This is a genomic window from Chryseobacterium sp. 3008163, assembly GCF_003669035.1.
GTDB lineage: Bacteria > Bacteroidota > Bacteroidia > Flavobacteriales > Weeksellaceae > Chryseobacterium.
Window position 1 is genome coordinate 3,452,478 of record NZ_CP033070.1, and the last position, 17,298, is coordinate 3,469,775.

A 17,298-nucleotide genomic window follows, 5' to 3' on the forward strand; every position below is an offset into this window, starting at 1 on the left:
TCTAAAGTAAAATTAGTAACCCAAAATTTCAAAATTTATCGGAAATTTGTTTAATTCTATATAAAAATTAAAATAAATATTATGCAACAAAAAACATACATAGGACAACCTGTAATTACATTGAATAACGGAATTGATATTCCCGCTTTAGGCTTTGGAGTCTGGCAAATGGAAGATATGCAGGAATGCGAGAACGCTGTTGTAAAAGCCATTGAAGTGGGCTACAGAATGATTGATACGGCTGCTATTTACCAAAATGAAACTGCTGTTGGAAATGCTATAAAAAATAGTGGAGTAGATAGAGAAGACTTGTTTGTAACTTCCAAATTATGGGTTCAGGATACAACCTATGACAAAGCGAAAGCTGCTTTTCAGAGAACTCTCGACAGATTGCAATTGGATTATTTAGATATGTATCTTATTCATTGGCCTTACTCTGATTTTGTGGGAGCCTGGAAGGCAATGGAAGAGTTGTATCATGAAGGGAAAATCAAAGCGATTGGTGTTTGTAATTTCACAGTTGAAAAATTAGAGGAATTAAAAGCAAATTCTACAGTTCTTCCTGTGATTAACCAAATTGAATTACACCCGATTTTCCAACAAAAAGAACTTCAGGTTTACAATAAAGAAAATAACATTGTAACTCAACCTTGGAGCCCGCTGGGAAATGGAAATGCAGAACTTTTAGAAAATCAGGATTTAAAAAATATTGCCGAAAAATACAACAAAACAGTTGCTCAGGTTATTCTGAGGTGGCATTTGCAGGAAGGTTTCTGTGTGATTCCTAAGTCTGTGACGCCTTCAAGAATTGAAGAGAATTTCAATGTTTTTGATTTTGAATTATCAGAAGAAGAAATGAATGTTGTCCGTTCATTGGACACCGGAAAAAGGTTGTTTTTTGATCCGAAAGATCCGTCTTGGGAAGAAAAAATGTTGAATGCTGTGGCGGATATTTAAAACTGAAATGTTTTAAGTTAAAAAAAAGCTGTATTCATAATGAGTACAGCTTTTTCTATGTATTATAATAATTTTATTTCGTCAAATCTAATCCCCCAAAATTACCCGAACTCATCATCATATAAACTCCTTTAGTTTTATCTAATAAATCCCAGTAAGCATGAAGTTCTTCAGCATTGGTAAAGACTTTAAGATTCTCATTCTTAAATTTTTCCTTGATTAAATCGGGAGAGATAGGCTCCATTCTTTTGATTTTTAAAGCATCTTCAGAATAGAAAACAATGGCTTCATCCAGGCCATCCATTGCGTGGTCGTATTGTTCTAAAAATACGGGATTCAGACTAGAGTAGGTGTGCAGCTCTAGAAAACCGTATTTTTTTTCATTTTTAAATTGCTCACAGAATGCTTTTACAACAGCTTTTACTTTGCTTGGTGCATGTGCGAAGTCTTTATAAAGAATTCCATTGTCTTCTCTTTCCACTTTTTCAAGACGTTTAGAAGCACCTTTGAAACTCATGATGGCATCATAGAAATCTTCATCCATGATACCTAAAGTATGACAGATATGCCTTGCTCCTTCAAGATTTAATAGATTGTGCGCTCCAAAAACAGAAAGCGGAATATCTCCCATTTCGGTTTTTAAATGAACTTTTCCACTTACGATTTCATATTCGGGAGTTTTGTAAGGGATTTTTCTGAAATAATTTTCGGCATTTTCAACCACTTTTACTACTTCCTGATCTTCTTCATTGTACACCAAAACTCCTCCCGGAGTAATGCTTGCAACGAATTTTCTAAATTGCTCGATGTAATCATCAAATGTTTTAAAAACATTGATGTGATCCCATGCAATTCCGCTCAATAAAGCGATATTGGGTTGATACAGTAAAAATTTTGAGCGAAGATCGATTGGTGAGGAAAGATATTCGTCACCTTCCAAAACCATAAAATCATTATCTTTCGTTAGTTTTACCATGCAGTCGAAACCTTCAAGCTGTGCTCCAACCATGTAATCGACATCTTTCTGATGGAAATTCAGAACATGAAGAATCATTGATGTAATCGTCGTTTTCCCATGAGAGCCTGCGATGACAACTCTCGTTTTGGTTTTTGACTGTTCGTATAAAAATTCAGGATAAGAATATATTTTTAAACCTAATTCCTTTGCTTTTGCCAGTTCAGGATTGTCCTGATGAGCGTGCATTCCAAGAATGATAGCATCAATATCTGAAGTTATTTTCTCAGGAAACCAGCCCAATTCTTCGGGAAGAATTCCTTTTTTCTCAAGTCTTGATTTTGAAGGTTCAAAAATGGCATCATCTGAGCCTGAAACTTCATATCCTTTATCTTTTAACGCAATCGCAAGGTTGTGCATGGCGCTTCCGCCGATGGCAATGAAATGGGTTTTCAAATTTATGGAGTGTTTTTTACGTTTTTACTGATGGTGTTTTGGAAAGTATTCACGATCTGATCCCAATTTTTCTGAGACTGAGGCATAATCATGCTGGCATCGGTTTTATTGGCACTGTTTTCACCATTTTTTACATTGATGGAAATGGCAACACGGTCGTATATTTTTTTATGATCTTCGGCGATATGTCTGAAGTTATTCTGAGCCAAAACCTGATTAAGATTCTGAATTTCTTCATTGGTAAGTTTAAAGCTCGTTTTGATTTTTTTTCCCTGACCTTCGAAAGAATAATGTGCATCATTCCCTTTGATCAAAAGGTTTTCATAGATCGGTGCGTAACCACCGCTTTTTGAATAACTGATATCAAAATCTGAATAAACTTTTTGGCTGTTACAAGAAACCGTGATCATGATTAAGAATAATATCGCTATTAATTTTTTCATAATGACTTTAAATTTTTATGGATTGGGTTGTTCAGACTTCTTTGCTTTAATTTCTTCATCATACGTATGAAGTACGTTGAAATCTTCAGTCTGCTCAATAGCGGTCATGATTTTCAGAAGAATTTGTTGTGCATTTTCTTCGTCGTAGTTGATATCTAATGGTTTTTTAAATTCCATTGTTGGTTTTACTCCGGTTACTTTTACACGAAGTCCTTTTTTATCAAACGCTCTTCTGAATCCATTTATTTTAATTGGAATAACAATTGGTCTTTGATTTTTAATCAATTTTGCCGTTCCTTTTCTTCCCTGTGCAAATGCTGCAGTGGTTCCCTGCGGGAAAGTGGCCACCCAACCGTTGTCTAAGGCTTTCATGATGTTATCAATTTCGCTCAAATCAACCATTCTGTTGACATTTTTACCTTCGGCTCTCCATGTTCTTTTAACTGTTACTGCGCCTGCGATTTTAAAAATTTTCGGAAGGATCCCTTTATTCATGGTTTCTTCGGCTGCAACGTAATAAAAGTCAACTCTTGGGTTGAGAAGATAGATAGGATTTTTTATGGTATTTAGATAGCCATTGTTTACTGCACAAAATGCATGATACATTGCAGCAACGTCAGCAAAATAAGTCTGATGATTGGAAACGAAAAGGACATTAGAATCCGGAAGGTCTACTAAATGTTCTGTTCCGGTGATTTTCAGCTTATTAAAACCGTTAAATCTTCTGTAAGAAATAATTCCCAGAATAAAAATAATAAACCTTTTTAAAAATAAGGAGTGCCGAACGAATCGGTGAATATGTTCTTCTTCGCCATTTTTCAATTAAACATAATATCTGCAAAGTTACATTTTTTTAATCAACTGACTGAACTCGCTGAGTATCATTGCAGTTGCTCCCCAAATGATATATCCGTTGAAATTAATTACAGGAACTTCTTTTCCTCCTGCACCTGGCAATGACATTATTTCCGGTGAATCCGGTAGATTTAAAAATGAGGTGATTGGAAATTCAATAACTTCTACTGCCTCACTTTCCTGAAGAATAAACTCAGGATTTCTTTTTGAATAAGAGATGTAAGGATAAACATAAAAATTACTTGGCGGAATGTAAATAGGAGACATCTCACGGATGATTCTTACATAAGGTTTCTCTAAACCGATTTCTTCTGATGTCTCACGAATGGCAGTTTCAGCAAAATCTCTGTCATATTCTTCACGTTTTCCTCCAGGTAAAGATATTTGTCCGCTGTGTCTGTCGCGCTCATTTTCTGTTCTTTGGATGAGTGGGAAAAACCATTCGTTATCCCTTAGATAAAGAACAATATTTACGGCAGCAAATTTTGGATTGTTTTCTATAATCTGATCATGGGTAAGAACTTCACGGTATGGCGGCGAGAAAACTCCATGTGCATTGGCGCCGCCGAGCTGAGCTTTTTTGATTTTTTGCAGTAAATCTTTTCCAAAACTTTCCATATCTCAAAATTACTAATATATCTTATAAAAAGGAATACTTGTTGATGTTAATTAACCATAATTTTTCTTTCAATTTCTCTACCGTATTTTTACGTAGTTCTCAACTACCTATTACTAATGACTAGCTCAAACTGAAAACAGTTACGATTCAAACTGTATCCAATGATATTATAAATTTACCCTTTTACGGTGGTATTTTTCAGGTTGTGATAGCTCTAAATTTGTATCACTAACCAATAAAATTTCTTACCATGAAAAAATTAGTAACAGGAGCTTTCGCTCTTACAGCAATGGGACTTACTTTTGCCCAAGAAAATACCAACAATGCTACACAAGCAGGTAGCGGTAACAATTTGACTGTAACCCAAAGATTACAGGAAAATAAAAACGTCTACAGTCAAACAGGTGTGTCTAACGAAGGTACTGTAACACAATACGGTAGATTTAACGAAAATAAAACAACTCAATCGGGAAGTGATAATACGGCTACTACTACACAGGGGACAAGTGCAGCTCAATTCGGTCTTCGTAACTCAGTAGAGCAGATCCAAACTGGTGATGACCATACAGCAACTGCTTCTCAATTGAAAACTGCAGATTCTGATATCATGCAGACACAAGTGGGAGGAGATAACAACTGGGCTTCTGCAAGTCAGCGTGACAATACTTCTCTTTCTGGAATTATACAATATCAGGACGGTAATGATAACGTTGCGACGGCTACGCAGGAAGGTAATAATCTTAGTGCAGCTGTAGTAGGACGTTTAAATGATATCAATCAAAAACAAGAAGGTGATGATAACGAGGCTACTGCGACTCAACTGGTGAGTGCAAACTCTAGCATTATGCAAGATCAGTTAGGTGACAGAAACATAGCGATGGCTACACAAGGTAATGGGTCTTTCAACGGAGGTAGAGGAAATTCAGCTGAGCAAATTCAAGATGGTGACGATAACTATGCAATGGTTGAGCAGGTAGGTTCAAATAACATTTCTTATCAGTTATCTAATGGAAACAATAATGAAAGCTATGGTTATCAAAATGGTTCTGATAACAACCTTGAAGTTCGCCAAGTTGGAGATTTTAACATAGCAGATTCTGAACAAAGAGGTTTTGATAATTCAGCTACAATTAACCAAACCGGAAATGAAAACGAAGCGTATTCTTACCAGAGAGGTATCTCAAATAACAGTGTAATAGTATCACAAACAGGAGACGGTAACATCTCTAACACTAATCAGGATGGGATTTTCGGATTATCTTGGGATAACGAAATTAGTCACACTCAAAATGGTGATAACAACAAAAGTACAGATGTACAATATGGTTGGAATAATACTTCTACAGTTTCTCAAACGGGAATGGGTAACGTACATGTAGGATCACAAGTAGGATTCAACAACAATATTACTGTAACTCAAAGCGGAAATTAATTTCATTCATATTAATACTGTAAAGGAGAGACTTAGGTTTCTCCTTTTTTTTTGGCTACAATAGTTTAGCGTATAAATACGGAAGCGGGTAACCATAAACCGTGATTTTCTATAAGTAACCGTTTCACGTGTTTTGTAAAGCACTGTATTCAAGTACCTTTAAAAAAATAAAAATGAAAACCTTTGAGAAAATATTTATTACCCTGGCGCTTCTCTCAACAATGTTGGCGAAGTCGCAGCAAATAGACTGGAATCGTATCAACAGCCAGACTGCAGTTGATATGATTAATTTACAGAATGCAGACCAATTTTTATCTGCCTCTTCCATTTCACAAGTTGCACAAGTTGGGAATTCAAATACTGCAGATTTAAATATAAATGCCAAAACTAATATTGTTGTGCAGCAATTTGGTGATCAAAACAGTATTTATTTTAATAATGCATTTTATTCAAAAGAAGCAAAAACAGCAATCACAACCCAAGGTAATAACAATATTGTTGATATTGCAGGAAGTAACAGTGTCTCTGAAGGCATGCATCTGAATGTAAAAGGCGAGAATTTGACGGTTTTTATGCGAAATTATTAAACTTCTGTTATGAAAAATTTCATCTTTATATCGTACAGCTTTCTTTTTGTGTTCTTGTCGATTTTCACTTTTGGGCAGGATGACAAAAAGATTGTCGCAAAAATAGAGAAAGATGTCGTAGAAAAGCAGCTGAAAATTAAAGCATTAGTTACCAATAATACTTCTACCTATCAGGAATTGAATTACCTTTTGATTTCAATTAAAAAAGGAGCCAGCGGAAATCTTTCAAACAATAAACAGAGCGGGAAATTTTCTATCAATCCTAATGAGAGCAAAGCCTTATCTGAAATGAGTGTAAATCTCGATCAGCGAGATGCCATAAAAGCTTTCCTATACATTCGCGACGAGCAGACACAAAAACTATTGGCAAAAGACAGCCTGGAAATCAATCAGGATTTTTTTAAGAAATCAGTAAGTGTTATTGAAAAAGAAGAAGCTTTTGAATTGAGCGGATTGACGATTGACGAGACAAAAAGCAAAGTAGGAAGAGACTTTTACGATTTATTTTATATTCAGTACAGTCAAATTCCTGACAAGAGCAATTCTGCGATTACAATTACCGAACTGCCAGCCAGAGGAACAAGCGGACAGATCAATATACAGGTTGATGATAAACTCGTCTATAGTTTTATGACCAATCCCAGTGAAGACTATCTGAGGGAACAGTTAGATTATACTTTGAGGTATATAAAAGACTATAACGCCCGGAAGAATCTCATTAAAAACGAATTCATCTACTAAAAACTAACTACCATGAAAACTCTTTTTACAGCAATGATTTTTTTATCAGGATTTTTTCTGGCAAAATCTCAACAGCTGGTATACAAACCGATTAATCCTGCCTTTGGTGGCGATACATTCAATTATCAATGGTTATTGAGCTCAGCGAGTGCTCAGAATCAGTTTGATGATAAATTAAGCAACAGCCCTACCGGAAACTCAGGCTCTCTGAGTAATTTCACAGACAGCTTAAACCGACAGGTTTTGAGTGAGTTATCAAGGAAATTATTTCAGGATCAGTTTGGCTCCGGAGGCGTGCAGGCAGGAAATTATATGTTTGGGTCATTGTATCTTCAGATTACGAATACAGCTCAAGGCATGATGATCAGTATTTTGGACACCAATACCGGTGAGCAATCTGAGATTGTGGTTCCGAAATAATTTAAAAAACTAAAACTAAAAACCTTACCATGAGAATCTATACGAAATTCAGAATCGTATTTGGCATTGTGCTTTTGTATGTTATGCAAGGCTGCACTTCCATTCTTGGACTTCCCGCAGAGAAAGAAAAATCGATGATGGGAGAGATTACCCCTTACACCACAGAACTTCGAAATTTACCTTTGCCAAAAGAAAAAATCGTTATAGGCGTTTATAAATTCCGTGATCAGACTGGTCAATACAAGCCGTCAGAAAACGGAAATAACTGGAGTACGGCAGTTCCGCAGGGTACTACAACCATCCTCATCAAAGCATTAGAAGACAGCAGATGGTTTACGCCTATTGAAAGAGAAAATATTGCCAATCTTCTTAACGAAAGACAGATCATCAGATCTACACGTCAAGAGTATCTTAAAGATGTAGGCCAGGCTTTACCACCGTTATTGTACGCAGGAACTCTTTTAGAGGGTGGTGTGATCTCTTACGACAGTAATATTATGACTGGTGGAATTGGCGCAAGATATTTCGGTATCGGTGCCTCGACACAATACAGACAAGACAGAATCACAATTTATCTAAGAGCGGTTTCTACTTTAAATGGTGAAATTCTAAAAACTGTCTATGTTTCAAAAACAATTCTCTCTACAAGCATCAACGGAAGTTTTTTTAAATATGTTGATACAGAAAGGCTGTTGGAAGCTGAGGTTGGGGTGACCCAAAATGAGCCTATCCAAATGGCGGTTACCGATGCAATCGAAAAAGCAGTGAAATCGTTAATCGTTGAAGGCATCAGAGATAAAATCTGGGGGAAAGCTGTTGATGTACCTGCAAAATATCAGCAAATAGTTGATGAGTATAATGCAGAGCAGAAAATTAGCAATAATAGATTGGTTGGAAATAAATATCCTACAAATGACAGACAGAACGTTTCTATTTTCGGGCAAATTGAAGCCAATAAAGTAAGAGGCGATTATGTAAATCCTAAAACTACAATTGGAGGTAAGCTAGGAATTAAATATTTTTTTGCAGATAATTTTAATCTTGAAGCCAACGCCAATGTTTTTACACTCGAAAATGAAAATATAATCTCAAAAACATATGTAGGGGCAGAGCTTAATCTTGAGTATCTTATTATTCCGAAATTCAAGCTTTCACCTTATGTGTATGCAGGTTTAGGTTCAATGTTTTCTACCGACAAAACAAGATATAAAGGTCAGTTTGGTGGCGGTCTAGAATATCTTGTTCAGAAAAATTTGGGTTTAAGACTTTCTTCTCAATATGATTTGGGATTTACTGACGATTGGGACGGCTTTGTGAATGGTCAAAGAAAAGATCAAAATTTGAGATTTGCTTTAGGAATTAATTTTTATATCGGAAAAAAATAAAAACGTAAACTATGAAAACTTATATCAAAATATTCTCAATACTGATTTTGCTTTTCACGTTGGCTTCATGCAGTGAAGACTTGGTAGAGCAGAGCCAAAAAGGTGTGCTTAAAGGCAAAGTAGTAAAGAAAGGAACAAATGTAGCTATTGCAAATGCGAAAATTTTCACCACACCAAGTACGCAAACTGTATTTAGTGATAAAGATGGGATGTTTGAAATTAAAGATATTCCGAAAGGTAATTATTCTATAAAAGCTGAACTCACAGGGTATGTCACTAATTTTCAAGCTGTAAATATTCAGAGTGAGAACCAGATTGTTACTGTTGTTTTTGAAATGGATGATGATGAATCTCTCAATTCTCCGCCTACAGCACCGGTATTATTAAGCCCGATTGATAATGCTGAAAATCAACCATTGACGGTACAACTTAGTTGGAACGCTACTGATCCTGATAAAACAGACAGTCTTACGTATAAACTTACGGTTAAAAATAATATCAATACCAATGTTATTGAGGTGAATGATCTGAAGGTAAAGACTTATACTTTGTCTAATTTGCAATTTGGGGTAAGTTATTTTTGGCAGGTTTCTGTTTCAGACGATATTCATCCGGATGTGTTAAGTCCTGTTTTCAAATTTACTACCAATACAACTCCTGCAAACCGTTATCATTATGTGCGTAAGCAAAATGGGAACTTTGTCATCCTGTCCAGCGATAGTCAAGGAAATAATTTTCAACTGACAAACTCAGCAAGCAACAGCTGGAGACCTAGAAAAAACAATAATGCCGGGCTTGTTGCATTTTTAAGAAACGATGCAGGCGGAAGTCATATTTTCACCGTCAATCCTGATGGTAGCAATCTTTTTAAAGTGACCCAAATTCCGGTTGTAGGTTTTAATCAGGATGAATTAGATTTTTCTTGGAATACAAGTGGCAGCGCATTTATTTATTCAAATTTTGATAAATTATATAGAATTAATAAAGATGGTACCGGGCAGCAGCTTATTTACACAACTCCTGATGGAAGCTTGATTTCAGAGGTTGATTGGAGTTATGACAACAGTAAAATTGCAATAAAGACCAATAACTTTAGCGGTTACAATACCAAAATTTTTATTATCGATATGCTTGGGAATGTTTTGCAAAATGTTTTTTCAGCTCCCACGGGCGCAACCGGCGGACTTAATTTTTCTGTAGACGGACAAAAATTACTCTACACGCATGATGTTTCAGGATATCAGGATGCCAATTACAGACAGTTAGATTCTCATGTTTTTATTTATAATTTGGCAAACAGTTCGGTTGTAGATGTTACGGTAGAGAGTGACAGGCCTCTTGGGACAAATGATTTAGATCCTAGATTCTCACCCAATAATTCTCAAATAATATTAATGAATACTTCAAATGACAATATTTCTCAGAAAAATATTGTAGTAATTGATTTAAATAATTTAATGATTGATTTTACCCGTGCGATATTATTTACAAACGGTGAGATGCCGGATTATGAATAGAGGCTTATAGATACTTGATGAAACAAAAAAAATCAAAACCTTAATGGGTTTTGATTTTTTTTCGTCTAAATATTTTGAATTAGCTGAAGATATTATTTTCAAGTGCATATTTTACGACACCTACAGAGTTTTTTACGTTCAATTTCATTAAGATTCTTTTTCGATGAGTTTCCACAGTATTGATGCTGATAAAAAGTTGCCCGCCAATATCTTTACTGCTGTGACCATCACAAATTAGCTTAAGAATTTCAAGTTCACGTCTTGTTAGCGGTTCTTTTATGCTTGAGCTTTGCTTTTCCTGTTCGTTGCTGATGAAGTTAATCATCATTTTCTTTGCATATTCACAAACGTAAATTTCGTTTGAGCTCAGAGCATTCACAGATTTTATAAACTCGTCATAGCTGCTGTTCTTATCAAGATAACTTTTGATGCCTTTGTTAAAAAGTTTTCTGATCACGATGACATCGTAAGAATTTCCTATCACCATGATTTTAATATTATTGTTTTGCGATATCACTTTATCAATACAATTATAGAGATCACTTAACATCAAAATATTTGAACTAATCATGAGATATTCCGGTGGATTGTCTTTAACATGATTGTATAAACCCTCGGAAGTATTAAAAATTTCTATGGAACTAAAAATTTTGTTTTGTACAAGGAGTTTAGATAAGCCTTCCGTGTACAAAAGCGGCTCATCAAAAATGGTTAAATTAGGTTTCATCGGTCTTAGTTTTCAGTATATAAATATACGAAAAAACTAAGTATTTTTCGTGTTTAAACGTAAATTTTTACTGAATAATGCAATATAAGTGATGTTATTTTATTTTTTTCGCAATTTTAAAATTATAAAATCTATTATTTGTGAATTATTTCAATTTGTGTCTTGGAATAAAATAGCTAATCCCTTTATTCATAATGCTTAACGGTGTAATTTAGCTGTTTTTTTTATTCAGGTAGGGATTTATTTTTATATTTAAGAAATCATTAGTCATTTACATTTTCTAGAATTTTAGTATATGAAATTTTAAAAAAAGTATTTTCAAAACAAGCAAAGGAAAGACCTCTAGATTTTCTAAAGGTCTGACTAGTATATATAATTAATTTTAATTGTAAATTTTTTGTCCTAAAAGAATTTTTGAAAGTTGTTTTTGGGTATTATCAATCTAGTTTTTTATTAATTTTTTAGTCATTATTTTTTCGTTTTCAAATTTTACTTTTGCGAAATAAGTCCCTTTTAATAATTCTGAAACGTTTGTATCGTTGTCTTTTAAGGTTTTTACAATTTTTCCCTCAAGAGAATAAATTTCTATTTTGTTGATTTTTTCTTTCGATTTATAAACTAAATTTTGCTTAACAGGATTTTCAAAAGATATATCAATACTCGTTTTTGTAACGTCAACGGTTGATAATGTTATAGTATTAAGTAAATATTTTACGATTGCTCCGCCTACATTTGAAATAATATTATTGTTATTAACAATCATTTCTTCAACACTAGCAAATGAATTGTCCGGATAATAACCAAAATCAGGAGCTATCGAGCCACTTTGAGTGAGCTTTGTAAAAAAGACAGGAGATTCGTCTGAACCATAAGGAATATAGGGATGGGATGATTGATTTCCTCCAATGTAATAATATCCATCCTTTTCAGTAATACTCTTAGCCAAAGCGTTGGGATATATTATAGATAAGGCGCAATTAAATGTACTATCAGGAGTTCCGTCCTGGTTTAGTCTAAAAATTTCATTACTTGTAGAATTTGATTTTGAAATAACAATTTTATTATTGCTGTCTATAATTGCAGTAGCAAAAGGTGAAAAAACCAAATTCGATTGTAAAATGCCATTATTTCCAAAGCTCGTTATCGGCTGTCCATCCGGACTGAATTTTTCAATAATACCATTACCATAGGGTGAGTTGATCTTAGTAATACAAATAATATTAAATTGATTATCTATTAGTACAAAAGCACCATAGTGAAAGTTTCCCTGTGTGTTTACAGAGCCATTGTTTCCGAAAGAAGTATCAATACTTCCGTTAATATTAAATCTATATATAGTATTAGAATTATAAACGATTATTTTTCCATTTTGCAAAATTAGTCCTAAAGAACGACCATTTATGTCACTACCAATACCATTAGACATTATCGAAATACCATTAGTTCCAAAAGTGGCATCTAACTGGCCGTTTGGAAGTATTCTATATATTAGCCCTACATCAATAGAACCGGAAACTCCACCACTAGTATTGCCATAACCAAAAATTACCAATTTTCCGTCAGGTTGCATTTTTAATTGACATTGATAGGTATAATAAGGTAACTCAATTTTTCCATTGTTTCCAAAAGCTGAATCTAGAACCCCATTAGCTGTAAGTTTATATACAAATGTTTCTGTACCATTTGGGATAGAGTAGGATGAATAAATACTGCCATTAGAATCTTGAGCCATAGTCCAGGAATACGTAAAATTGGCAACGTTAGATACTCCATTTGATGCAAAAGAAAGGTCTTTAGAAATAATTTGTGCAAAAGTAATCTGTACTGCAAGAAGCAGAGCAAGTAATAATTTTTTTTTCATCGGGTTGTGTATTAATGTCACAAATATAATAAAAAAAAACCTTCAGAAAATTCTGAAGGCCTTTTGTGTTTTTCTAATTAGAATATCCGCTTAATTCTTCTTTTTTCGAATTGTAGATTTTGTATTCTAAATATTTGAAAGAATCCCTGGGGATAATAGTCACCCATTTTTTGTACTTCAAAAACCATTTCATTTGTATGCTTTTAAGTCCTTTGGTAAGGAAAGCTTCAACGAAAGGGTGTACATGCAGGTAAAGTTTTCCTTTATCACCTTTTTGCATAATGGTTCTAATGGTGTCTTCCATTTTCTCAACAATGACAATTGGAGCTACAATTTCTCCGTCTTTGTTGGGGTTCTCTTCTTTGATGTCGATTTGTTTTTCCGGACGGTTTCTCTGTCTGGTGATTTGTATCAATCCAAATTTACTTGGAGGCAGAATCTTGTGGCGCGCTTTGTCGCGGCTCATTTCTGTTTTCAGATGTTCAAACAAATCTCTTCTGTGATCTGGGTTGATCATGTCGATAAAATCGATAACGATAATACCACCCATATCACGTAGACGTAGCTGTCTTGCTATTTCTGTAGCTGCCATTTTGTTCACGTTGAGACCGTGTTCTTTGGTGGCAATGTTTCCGGTTGTAATATTATTTCCGGAGTTGACGTCGATTACGTGCAATGCTTCAGTGTGTTCTATCACAAGGTAAGCACCTTTTGAACTTGGAATATTTACGTGTTTACCAAAGCTTTGTTTAAGCTGTTTTTCAACGTTATAATATTCGAGGAGAGGAATGTGGGAATCATAAAACTGAACAATATTTTTTCGTTCAGGAGCAATGACTTCCAGATAATTTTTCATTTCTTCAACCATTTGTTCGTCGTCACAGAAGACGTTTACAAAATCCTGGTTGAAATTATCTCTTAAAATAGACGACGCCTTATCGTCTTCACTTAATACTTTAGAAGGGACTTTATTTTTCTGAATATTCTTAAAAGTATTTTCCCATTTCTGAATCAGTTGATTCATATCATTGTGAAGATCAGCGACTTTCTTGCCTTCGGCAACGGTTCTGATGATGACCCCAAAACCTTCCGGCTTTATACTGTCAATCAAAGTTCTGAGTCTTATTTTCTCTTCAGAACTACCGATTTTTTTGAGATAGAAACTTTATTATCAAATGGTATTAAGACCAAAAAACGACCCGTGAGAGAAATCTGAGTAGATATTCTCGGGCCTTTCGTAGAGATGGGTTCTTTTGTAATTTGTAAAATGACAACGTCATCTTTTGCGATTACTTTATCTACATTTCCGTTTTTATCAATTTCGGGTTGTATTTCGAAATTTTTTAAACTTGAAGTGTTTTGTTTTTTAGAAACCGTGTCTTTTAGAAATTTTTTGTAGGTAAGATACTGTGGTCCAAGATCCTGATAATGCAAAAAAGCGTCTTTATCGTACCCGATATTTACAAATGCTGCATTAAGGTTTGGAGCCAGTTTTTTTACTTTTCCTATAAATAAATCTCCGACTACGAAGTCATTTTTGTCTTCTTCCTCATGAAGTTCACATAATCTTCCGTCTTCCAATAAAGCAATTTTTGTAAGCTCATCTTCGTGCGAAATTATAAGTTCTTTCTTCATTTTGATATAAGATATTTTTTTTAGATTAAAGTTGATTCAGATATTGATTAGTATTTTTCTTTTTTAAATTTAATGCTAAATTTTCGAAATTCTGATATTAATTTTAGCCTGAATTTTTCTGAAATCTTGTGGTAACAAACAAAAAATATAGTTGGTGAATATTCAAAAAATATAAACACCAACTATATTATTATATTACAAAATCTCTAGTTGAGATTATTTTTTCTTATGTCTGTTCGCTCTTCTTCTTTTCTTTCTTTTGTGTGTTGCAACCTTGTGTCTTTTTCTTTTCTTTCCGCTTGGCATAATGTTAAATTTTTTTGTGTAACTAGTTAATATTCAATTGTTATTCTTATTTTACTGCAACTTTAGTTTTCACTTTCTCCACAAAAGATTTTGATGGCTTGAAAGCAGGAATATTATGTGCAGGAATCTCTATTGCAGTGTTCTTAGAAATGTTTCTTCCCGTTTTTGCTGCTCTAGTTTTAACGATGAAAGATCCAAAACCTCTTAAGTAAACATTGTCTCCATTATACATAGAAGTCCTGATCTCCTGCATAAAAGCTTCTACAACTTTCTGTGTTTCATTCTTTTCTGTTCCCAATTTATTTGAGATGGTGTTTACCAATTCTGCCTTTGTCATTTCCTTTTTTAATTTTAAATTTTAGGTGTGCAAATTTAGTTAAAAAAATTGAATAGTAACAAATTAGTAACGAAAATATTTCGGTTAAGACGCTGAGAATTTTATATTTAGTACGATATTACTCCACAAAAACACCTTTTACATACTCGAATTATAGTATCCGTTTTCTACACAGAAGCGAATGAGGTGAAGTTTTGTTTTTAAACCAAGCTTTTCTGTAAGTCTGTTAATATAGGTGTCAATTGTTCTTGTGCTCAGGTTCAGTTGTTCACCTATCTCTTTGTTACTGAAGCCTTCATAGCAAAATTTCATCAGCTGAATCTCGGTAGAAGAGAGCTCTTCCTGGCTCTTTTTCTGTCTATTCATGTATTCCTGAACGGCCAAAGGTTGCTGCTTCCAGCTTTCTGAGTACGCTTGGTAATCAAAATCTTGTGAAGTAATTTGCCCTTTGATTAAATCTTTAATAACATTGCTGTTTTTCTGACAATAATAAATGTTTGGAATTTTTTCTAAAATATCGGCCATATCTTCCTGATAAGTCCCGGAATAAGTGATGATAGGAGTCTCTTCATTATTTTTCCGGATAAATTTTATCGCTTCGAGGCCGCTCAGCACCGGCATGAAGAGTTCTACAATAAAAACATCTTCCTGTTTTCTGTAGATCCTGTGGATGAGCTCATGACCATTGTTGCAGTCGTTGAGAAGCATATTAAAAGGATTTTCCAAAAGCGTTTTGATCATTATTTTTTTAAAATAAAAATCGCTGTCGGCAATGGAAAACCGAACCGTATTGGTTAATATTTTGCTCATTTTATTTTTGTGATTTGGTAGTGGTAAAATAAAATTTTGATCACTAAAGTATGAAAATCTTTCGGATTGCAAAATTAAACTTAACATTAAATAATTGTAAATATGTTGCAAAGTCCATATTTAATTTTGTGCGTAAGTATTTTTTTTCTATTTTCACATTCCAAATCAAATCACAACTATGTCTACAACTAGAGATAAAAAATTGAATACATCCGATGTCAGGGTAGGCATCTGGAAATTTATTTTATCGTTTGTTATCTTATCCTTAATTTCTTTCTGTACCGTATTTTTCTTTTTTAAAAGTTACCACACGCAGCGTGTGGGAATGGAGAAGGAAGTAGAAGATTATGAAAAATTGATGGCTCGTTCTAAGGCCATGAAAATCATGGTAGATAGTCTTCAATATCATATAGCCTCATTAGATATTGCTGCGGTGGATAATGATATTCCGCTACGCCGTCAGATTGCTGACGAGATTGATGAAGTTAGGAGAGTCATAGGTGCCGATAGTGCCGATAACCTCAAACATTATTCTTCTTTGCTTAATCACATCAATCCGATGCTGAATCTTAAAACAAAAATTATCGATGCGTCGAACAAGAAAGAATTTGCACGTAATGAGCTGATACGTTGTACAGGTAAAGTTGCTACTGTTAACAGAGAACTCATGAAAGATCCTACAAGAAATTATTCAGGAGGAAGAAGGAGAAGATAAAACTATTTTAAAACACCAAATTATGCAAGGGCAAATTACACTATCCAAAAAAGAAAAACGTTTTCAGTTTTTATATCTCATCTTGATGTTGCTGGCCGCTATGATTCTGCTGGGAATTATTTTTCTGAACCGTTTTGAATCTCCTTTTACTTCATCAGATATTGTCGCATTAGACCGATTGGAAGAAAAAGCGAAGTTTGATAACGAACAGAAGAAAATTCAAAAATAGTTGACAGTACCTTTACTCAGATTTCTCGCATAAAAGAAGAAATTCCGGATGTTATGGTAGATCACGACATTGAAAGAAACACCGATTATATACGTGGGACCAAAAAAAGATTCAGTACAGACGATAACAGAATAGACGCTTATCCCCAGATTGCAAAGCTCTTTGAAATGTACTACAACGATAAAAAAAGGGTAACGACTATTTCGTTTGATACCAAAAATTTTGAAAAGAGAACTCAGGAATGCATTGTAGGGTATAAAAGTAAAGAGCAACGCCTCTTTGATAGGGATAATGCCATGAAAGCTAGATAA

The 17,298-nt window shown here is 34.2% G+C and carries 15 protein-coding genes and 3 pseudogenes; 9 read left to right on the plus strand and 9 right to left on the minus strand.

Going from position 1 to position 17,298, the window contains the following annotated elements; all coding sequences use genetic code 11:
* Positions 1-81: 81 nt before the first annotated feature.
* Positions 82-957, plus strand: a complete 876-nt coding sequence (locus EAG08_RS15905) for an aldo/keto reductase (protein WP_129536286.1) — start codon at positions 82-84, stop codon at positions 955-957.
* Positions 958-1,030: 73 nt separating this feature from the next.
* Here the strand turns inward: EAG08_RS15905 and EAG08_RS15910 are convergent, their stop codons facing one another.
* The 4 genes and pseudogenes from EAG08_RS15910 to EAG08_RS15925 all read right to left on the minus strand — a co-directional run bounded on the left by EAG08_RS15910 (position 1,031) and on the right by EAG08_RS15925 (position 4,284).
* Positions 1,031-2,368, minus strand: coding sequence for a UDP-N-acetylmuramate--L-alanine ligase (locus EAG08_RS15910; RefSeq protein ID WP_129536287.1), 1,338 nt, complete (start codon positions 2,366-2,368; stop codon positions 1,031-1,033).
* 2 nt (positions 2,369-2,370) lie between these two features.
* The gene (locus EAG08_RS15915; RefSeq protein ID WP_129536288.1) at positions 2,371-2,811 is read right to left on the minus strand and encodes a hypothetical protein; all 441 of its coding nucleotides are present in this window, start codon (positions 2,809-2,811) and stop codon (positions 2,371-2,373) included.
* Positions 2,812-2,826: 15 nt separating this feature from the next.
* Positions 2,827-3,626 (minus strand): annotated as a pseudogene (locus tag EAG08_RS15920) (lysophospholipid acyltransferase family protein).
* 28 nt (positions 3,627-3,654) lie between these two features.
* Positions 3,655-4,284 (minus strand): NUDIX hydrolase, encoded by a 630-nt coding sequence (locus tag EAG08_RS15925; RefSeq protein ID WP_129536290.1) that lies wholly within the window; start codon positions 4,282-4,284, stop codon positions 3,655-3,657.
* Between the two features lie 251 nt (positions 4,285-4,535).
* Here EAG08_RS15925 and EAG08_RS15930 point away from each other — a divergent pair, with 251 nt between their 5' ends.
* The 6 genes from EAG08_RS15930 (at position 4,536) to EAG08_RS15955 (ending at position 10,367) form a co-directional block, all read left to right on the plus strand.
* Positions 4,536-5,717 carry a hypothetical protein gene (locus EAG08_RS15930; protein WP_129536291.1) on the plus strand — a complete coding sequence of 394 codons (1,182 nt, stop codon included), beginning with the start codon at positions 4,536-4,538 and terminating at the stop codon, positions 5,715-5,717.
* A gap of 173 nt (positions 5,718-5,890) precedes the next feature.
* Positions 5,891-6,304 carry a hypothetical protein gene (locus tag EAG08_RS15935; RefSeq protein ID WP_228446600.1) on the plus strand — a complete coding sequence of 138 codons (414 nt, stop codon included), beginning with the start codon at positions 5,891-5,893 and terminating at the stop codon, positions 6,302-6,304.
* Positions 6,305-6,313: 9 nt separating this feature from the next.
* The gene (locus EAG08_RS15940; RefSeq protein WP_129536292.1) at positions 6,314-7,045 is read left to right on the plus strand and encodes a CsgE family curli-type amyloid fiber assembly protein; all 732 of its coding nucleotides are present in this window, start codon (positions 6,314-6,316) and stop codon (positions 7,043-7,045) included.
* Between the two features lie 12 nt (positions 7,046-7,057).
* Positions 7,058-7,465, plus strand: coding sequence for a curli production assembly/transport component CsgF (locus EAG08_RS15945; protein WP_129536293.1), 408 nt, complete (start codon positions 7,058-7,060; stop codon positions 7,463-7,465).
* 29 nt (positions 7,466-7,494) lie between these two features.
* Positions 7,495-8,850 carry a CsgG/HfaB family protein gene (locus EAG08_RS15950; protein WP_129536294.1) on the plus strand — a complete coding sequence of 452 codons (1,356 nt, stop codon included), beginning with the start codon at positions 7,495-7,497 and terminating at the stop codon, positions 8,848-8,850.
* Between the two features lie 11 nt (positions 8,851-8,861).
* Positions 8,862-10,367, plus strand: a complete 1,506-nt coding sequence (locus EAG08_RS15955) for a carboxypeptidase-like regulatory domain-containing protein (protein WP_129536295.1) — start codon at positions 8,862-8,864, stop codon at positions 10,365-10,367.
* Between the two features lie 79 nt (positions 10,368-10,446).
* On the opposite strand, the gene EAG08_RS15960 is transcribed toward EAG08_RS15955, so the two are convergent.
* The 5 genes and pseudogenes from EAG08_RS15960 to EAG08_RS15980 form a co-directional block, all read right to left on the minus strand.
* Positions 10,447-11,094 (minus strand): response regulator transcription factor, encoded by a 648-nt coding sequence (locus EAG08_RS15960; protein ID WP_129536296.1) that lies wholly within the window; start codon positions 11,092-11,094, stop codon positions 10,447-10,449.
* A gap of 442 nt (positions 11,095-11,536) precedes the next feature.
* On the minus strand, positions 11,537-12,955 hold the full coding sequence (locus EAG08_RS15965; RefSeq protein ID WP_129536297.1) for a T9SS type A sorting domain-containing protein: 1,419 nt from the start codon (positions 12,953-12,955) through the stop codon (positions 11,537-11,539).
* Positions 12,956-13,028: 73 nt separating this feature from the next.
* A pseudogene (locus EAG08_RS15970) lies at positions 13,029-14,590 on the minus strand (Rne/Rng family ribonuclease).
* 352 nt (positions 14,591-14,942) lie between these two features.
* Positions 14,943-15,233 carry an HU family DNA-binding protein gene (locus EAG08_RS15975; RefSeq protein WP_034674127.1) on the minus strand — a complete coding sequence of 97 codons (291 nt, stop codon included), beginning with the start codon at positions 15,231-15,233 and terminating at the stop codon, positions 14,943-14,945.
* A 138-nt stretch (positions 15,234-15,371) separates the two neighbouring features.
* Positions 15,372-16,043 carry a response regulator transcription factor gene (locus EAG08_RS15980; RefSeq protein WP_129536298.1) on the minus strand — a complete coding sequence of 224 codons (672 nt, stop codon included), beginning with the start codon at positions 16,041-16,043 and terminating at the stop codon, positions 15,372-15,374.
* A 178-nt stretch (positions 16,044-16,221) separates the two neighbouring features.
* Here EAG08_RS15980 and tssO (EAG08_RS15985) point away from each other — a divergent pair, with 178 nt between their 5' ends.
* Together tssO (EAG08_RS15985) and tssO (EAG08_RS21415) are read left to right on the plus strand one after the other, a co-directional pair.
* Positions 16,222-16,758: a type VI secretion system TssO gene (tssO, locus tag EAG08_RS15985; RefSeq protein WP_129536299.1), complete on the plus strand. Its 537-nt coding sequence runs from the start codon at positions 16,222-16,224 to the stop codon at positions 16,756-16,758.
* Positions 16,759-16,858: 100 nt separating this feature from the next.
* Positions 16,859-17,298: pseudogene (tssO, locus tag EAG08_RS21415) on the plus strand (type VI secretion system TssO).

Bases quoted from the DNA above. Each gene is read 5' to 3' on its own strand.
- EAG08_RS15935 (WP_228446600.1), top strand. From the start codon at position 5,891: ATGAAAACCTTTGAGAAAATATTTATTACCCTGGCGCTTCTCTCAACA.
- EAG08_RS15945 (WP_129536293.1), top strand. From the start codon at position 7,058: ATGAAAACTCTTTTTACAGCAATGATTTTTTTATCAGGATTTTTTCTG.
- EAG08_RS15980 (WP_129536298.1), bottom strand. From the start codon at position 16,043: ATGAGCAAAATATTAACCAATACGGTTCGGTTTTCCATTGCCGACAGC.
- EAG08_RS15940 (WP_129536292.1), top strand. From the start codon at position 6,314: ATGAAAAATTTCATCTTTATATCGTACAGCTTTCTTTTTGTGTTCTTG.
- EAG08_RS15975 (WP_034674127.1), bottom strand. From the start codon at position 15,233: ATGACAAAGGCAGAATTGGTAAACACCATCTCAAATAAATTGGGAACA.
- tssO (WP_129536299.1), top strand. From the start codon at position 16,222: ATGTCTACAACTAGAGATAAAAAATTGAATACATCCGATGTCAGGGTA.
- EAG08_RS15965 (WP_129536297.1), bottom strand. From the start codon at position 12,955: ATGAAAAAAAAATTATTACTTGCTCTGCTTCTTGCAGTACAGATTACT.
- EAG08_RS15955 (WP_129536295.1), top strand. From the start codon at position 8,862: ATGAAAACTTATATCAAAATATTCTCAATACTGATTTTGCTTTTCACG.
- EAG08_RS15960 (WP_129536296.1), bottom strand. From the start codon at position 11,094: ATGAAACCTAATTTAACCATTTTTGATGAGCCGCTTTTGTACACGGAA.
- EAG08_RS15915 (WP_129536288.1), bottom strand. From the start codon at position 2,811: ATGAAAAAATTAATAGCGATATTATTCTTAATCATGATCACGGTTTCT.
- EAG08_RS15905 (WP_129536286.1), top strand. From the start codon at position 82: ATGCAACAAAAAACATACATAGGACAACCTGTAATTACATTGAATAAC.
- EAG08_RS15930 (WP_129536291.1), top strand. From the start codon at position 4,536: ATGAAAAAATTAGTAACAGGAGCTTTCGCTCTTACAGCAATGGGACTT.
- EAG08_RS15925 (WP_129536290.1), bottom strand. From the start codon at position 4,284: ATGGAAAGTTTTGGAAAAGATTTACTGCAAAAAATCAAAAAAGCTCAG.
- EAG08_RS15950 (WP_129536294.1), top strand. From the start codon at position 7,495: ATGAGAATCTATACGAAATTCAGAATCGTATTTGGCATTGTGCTTTTG.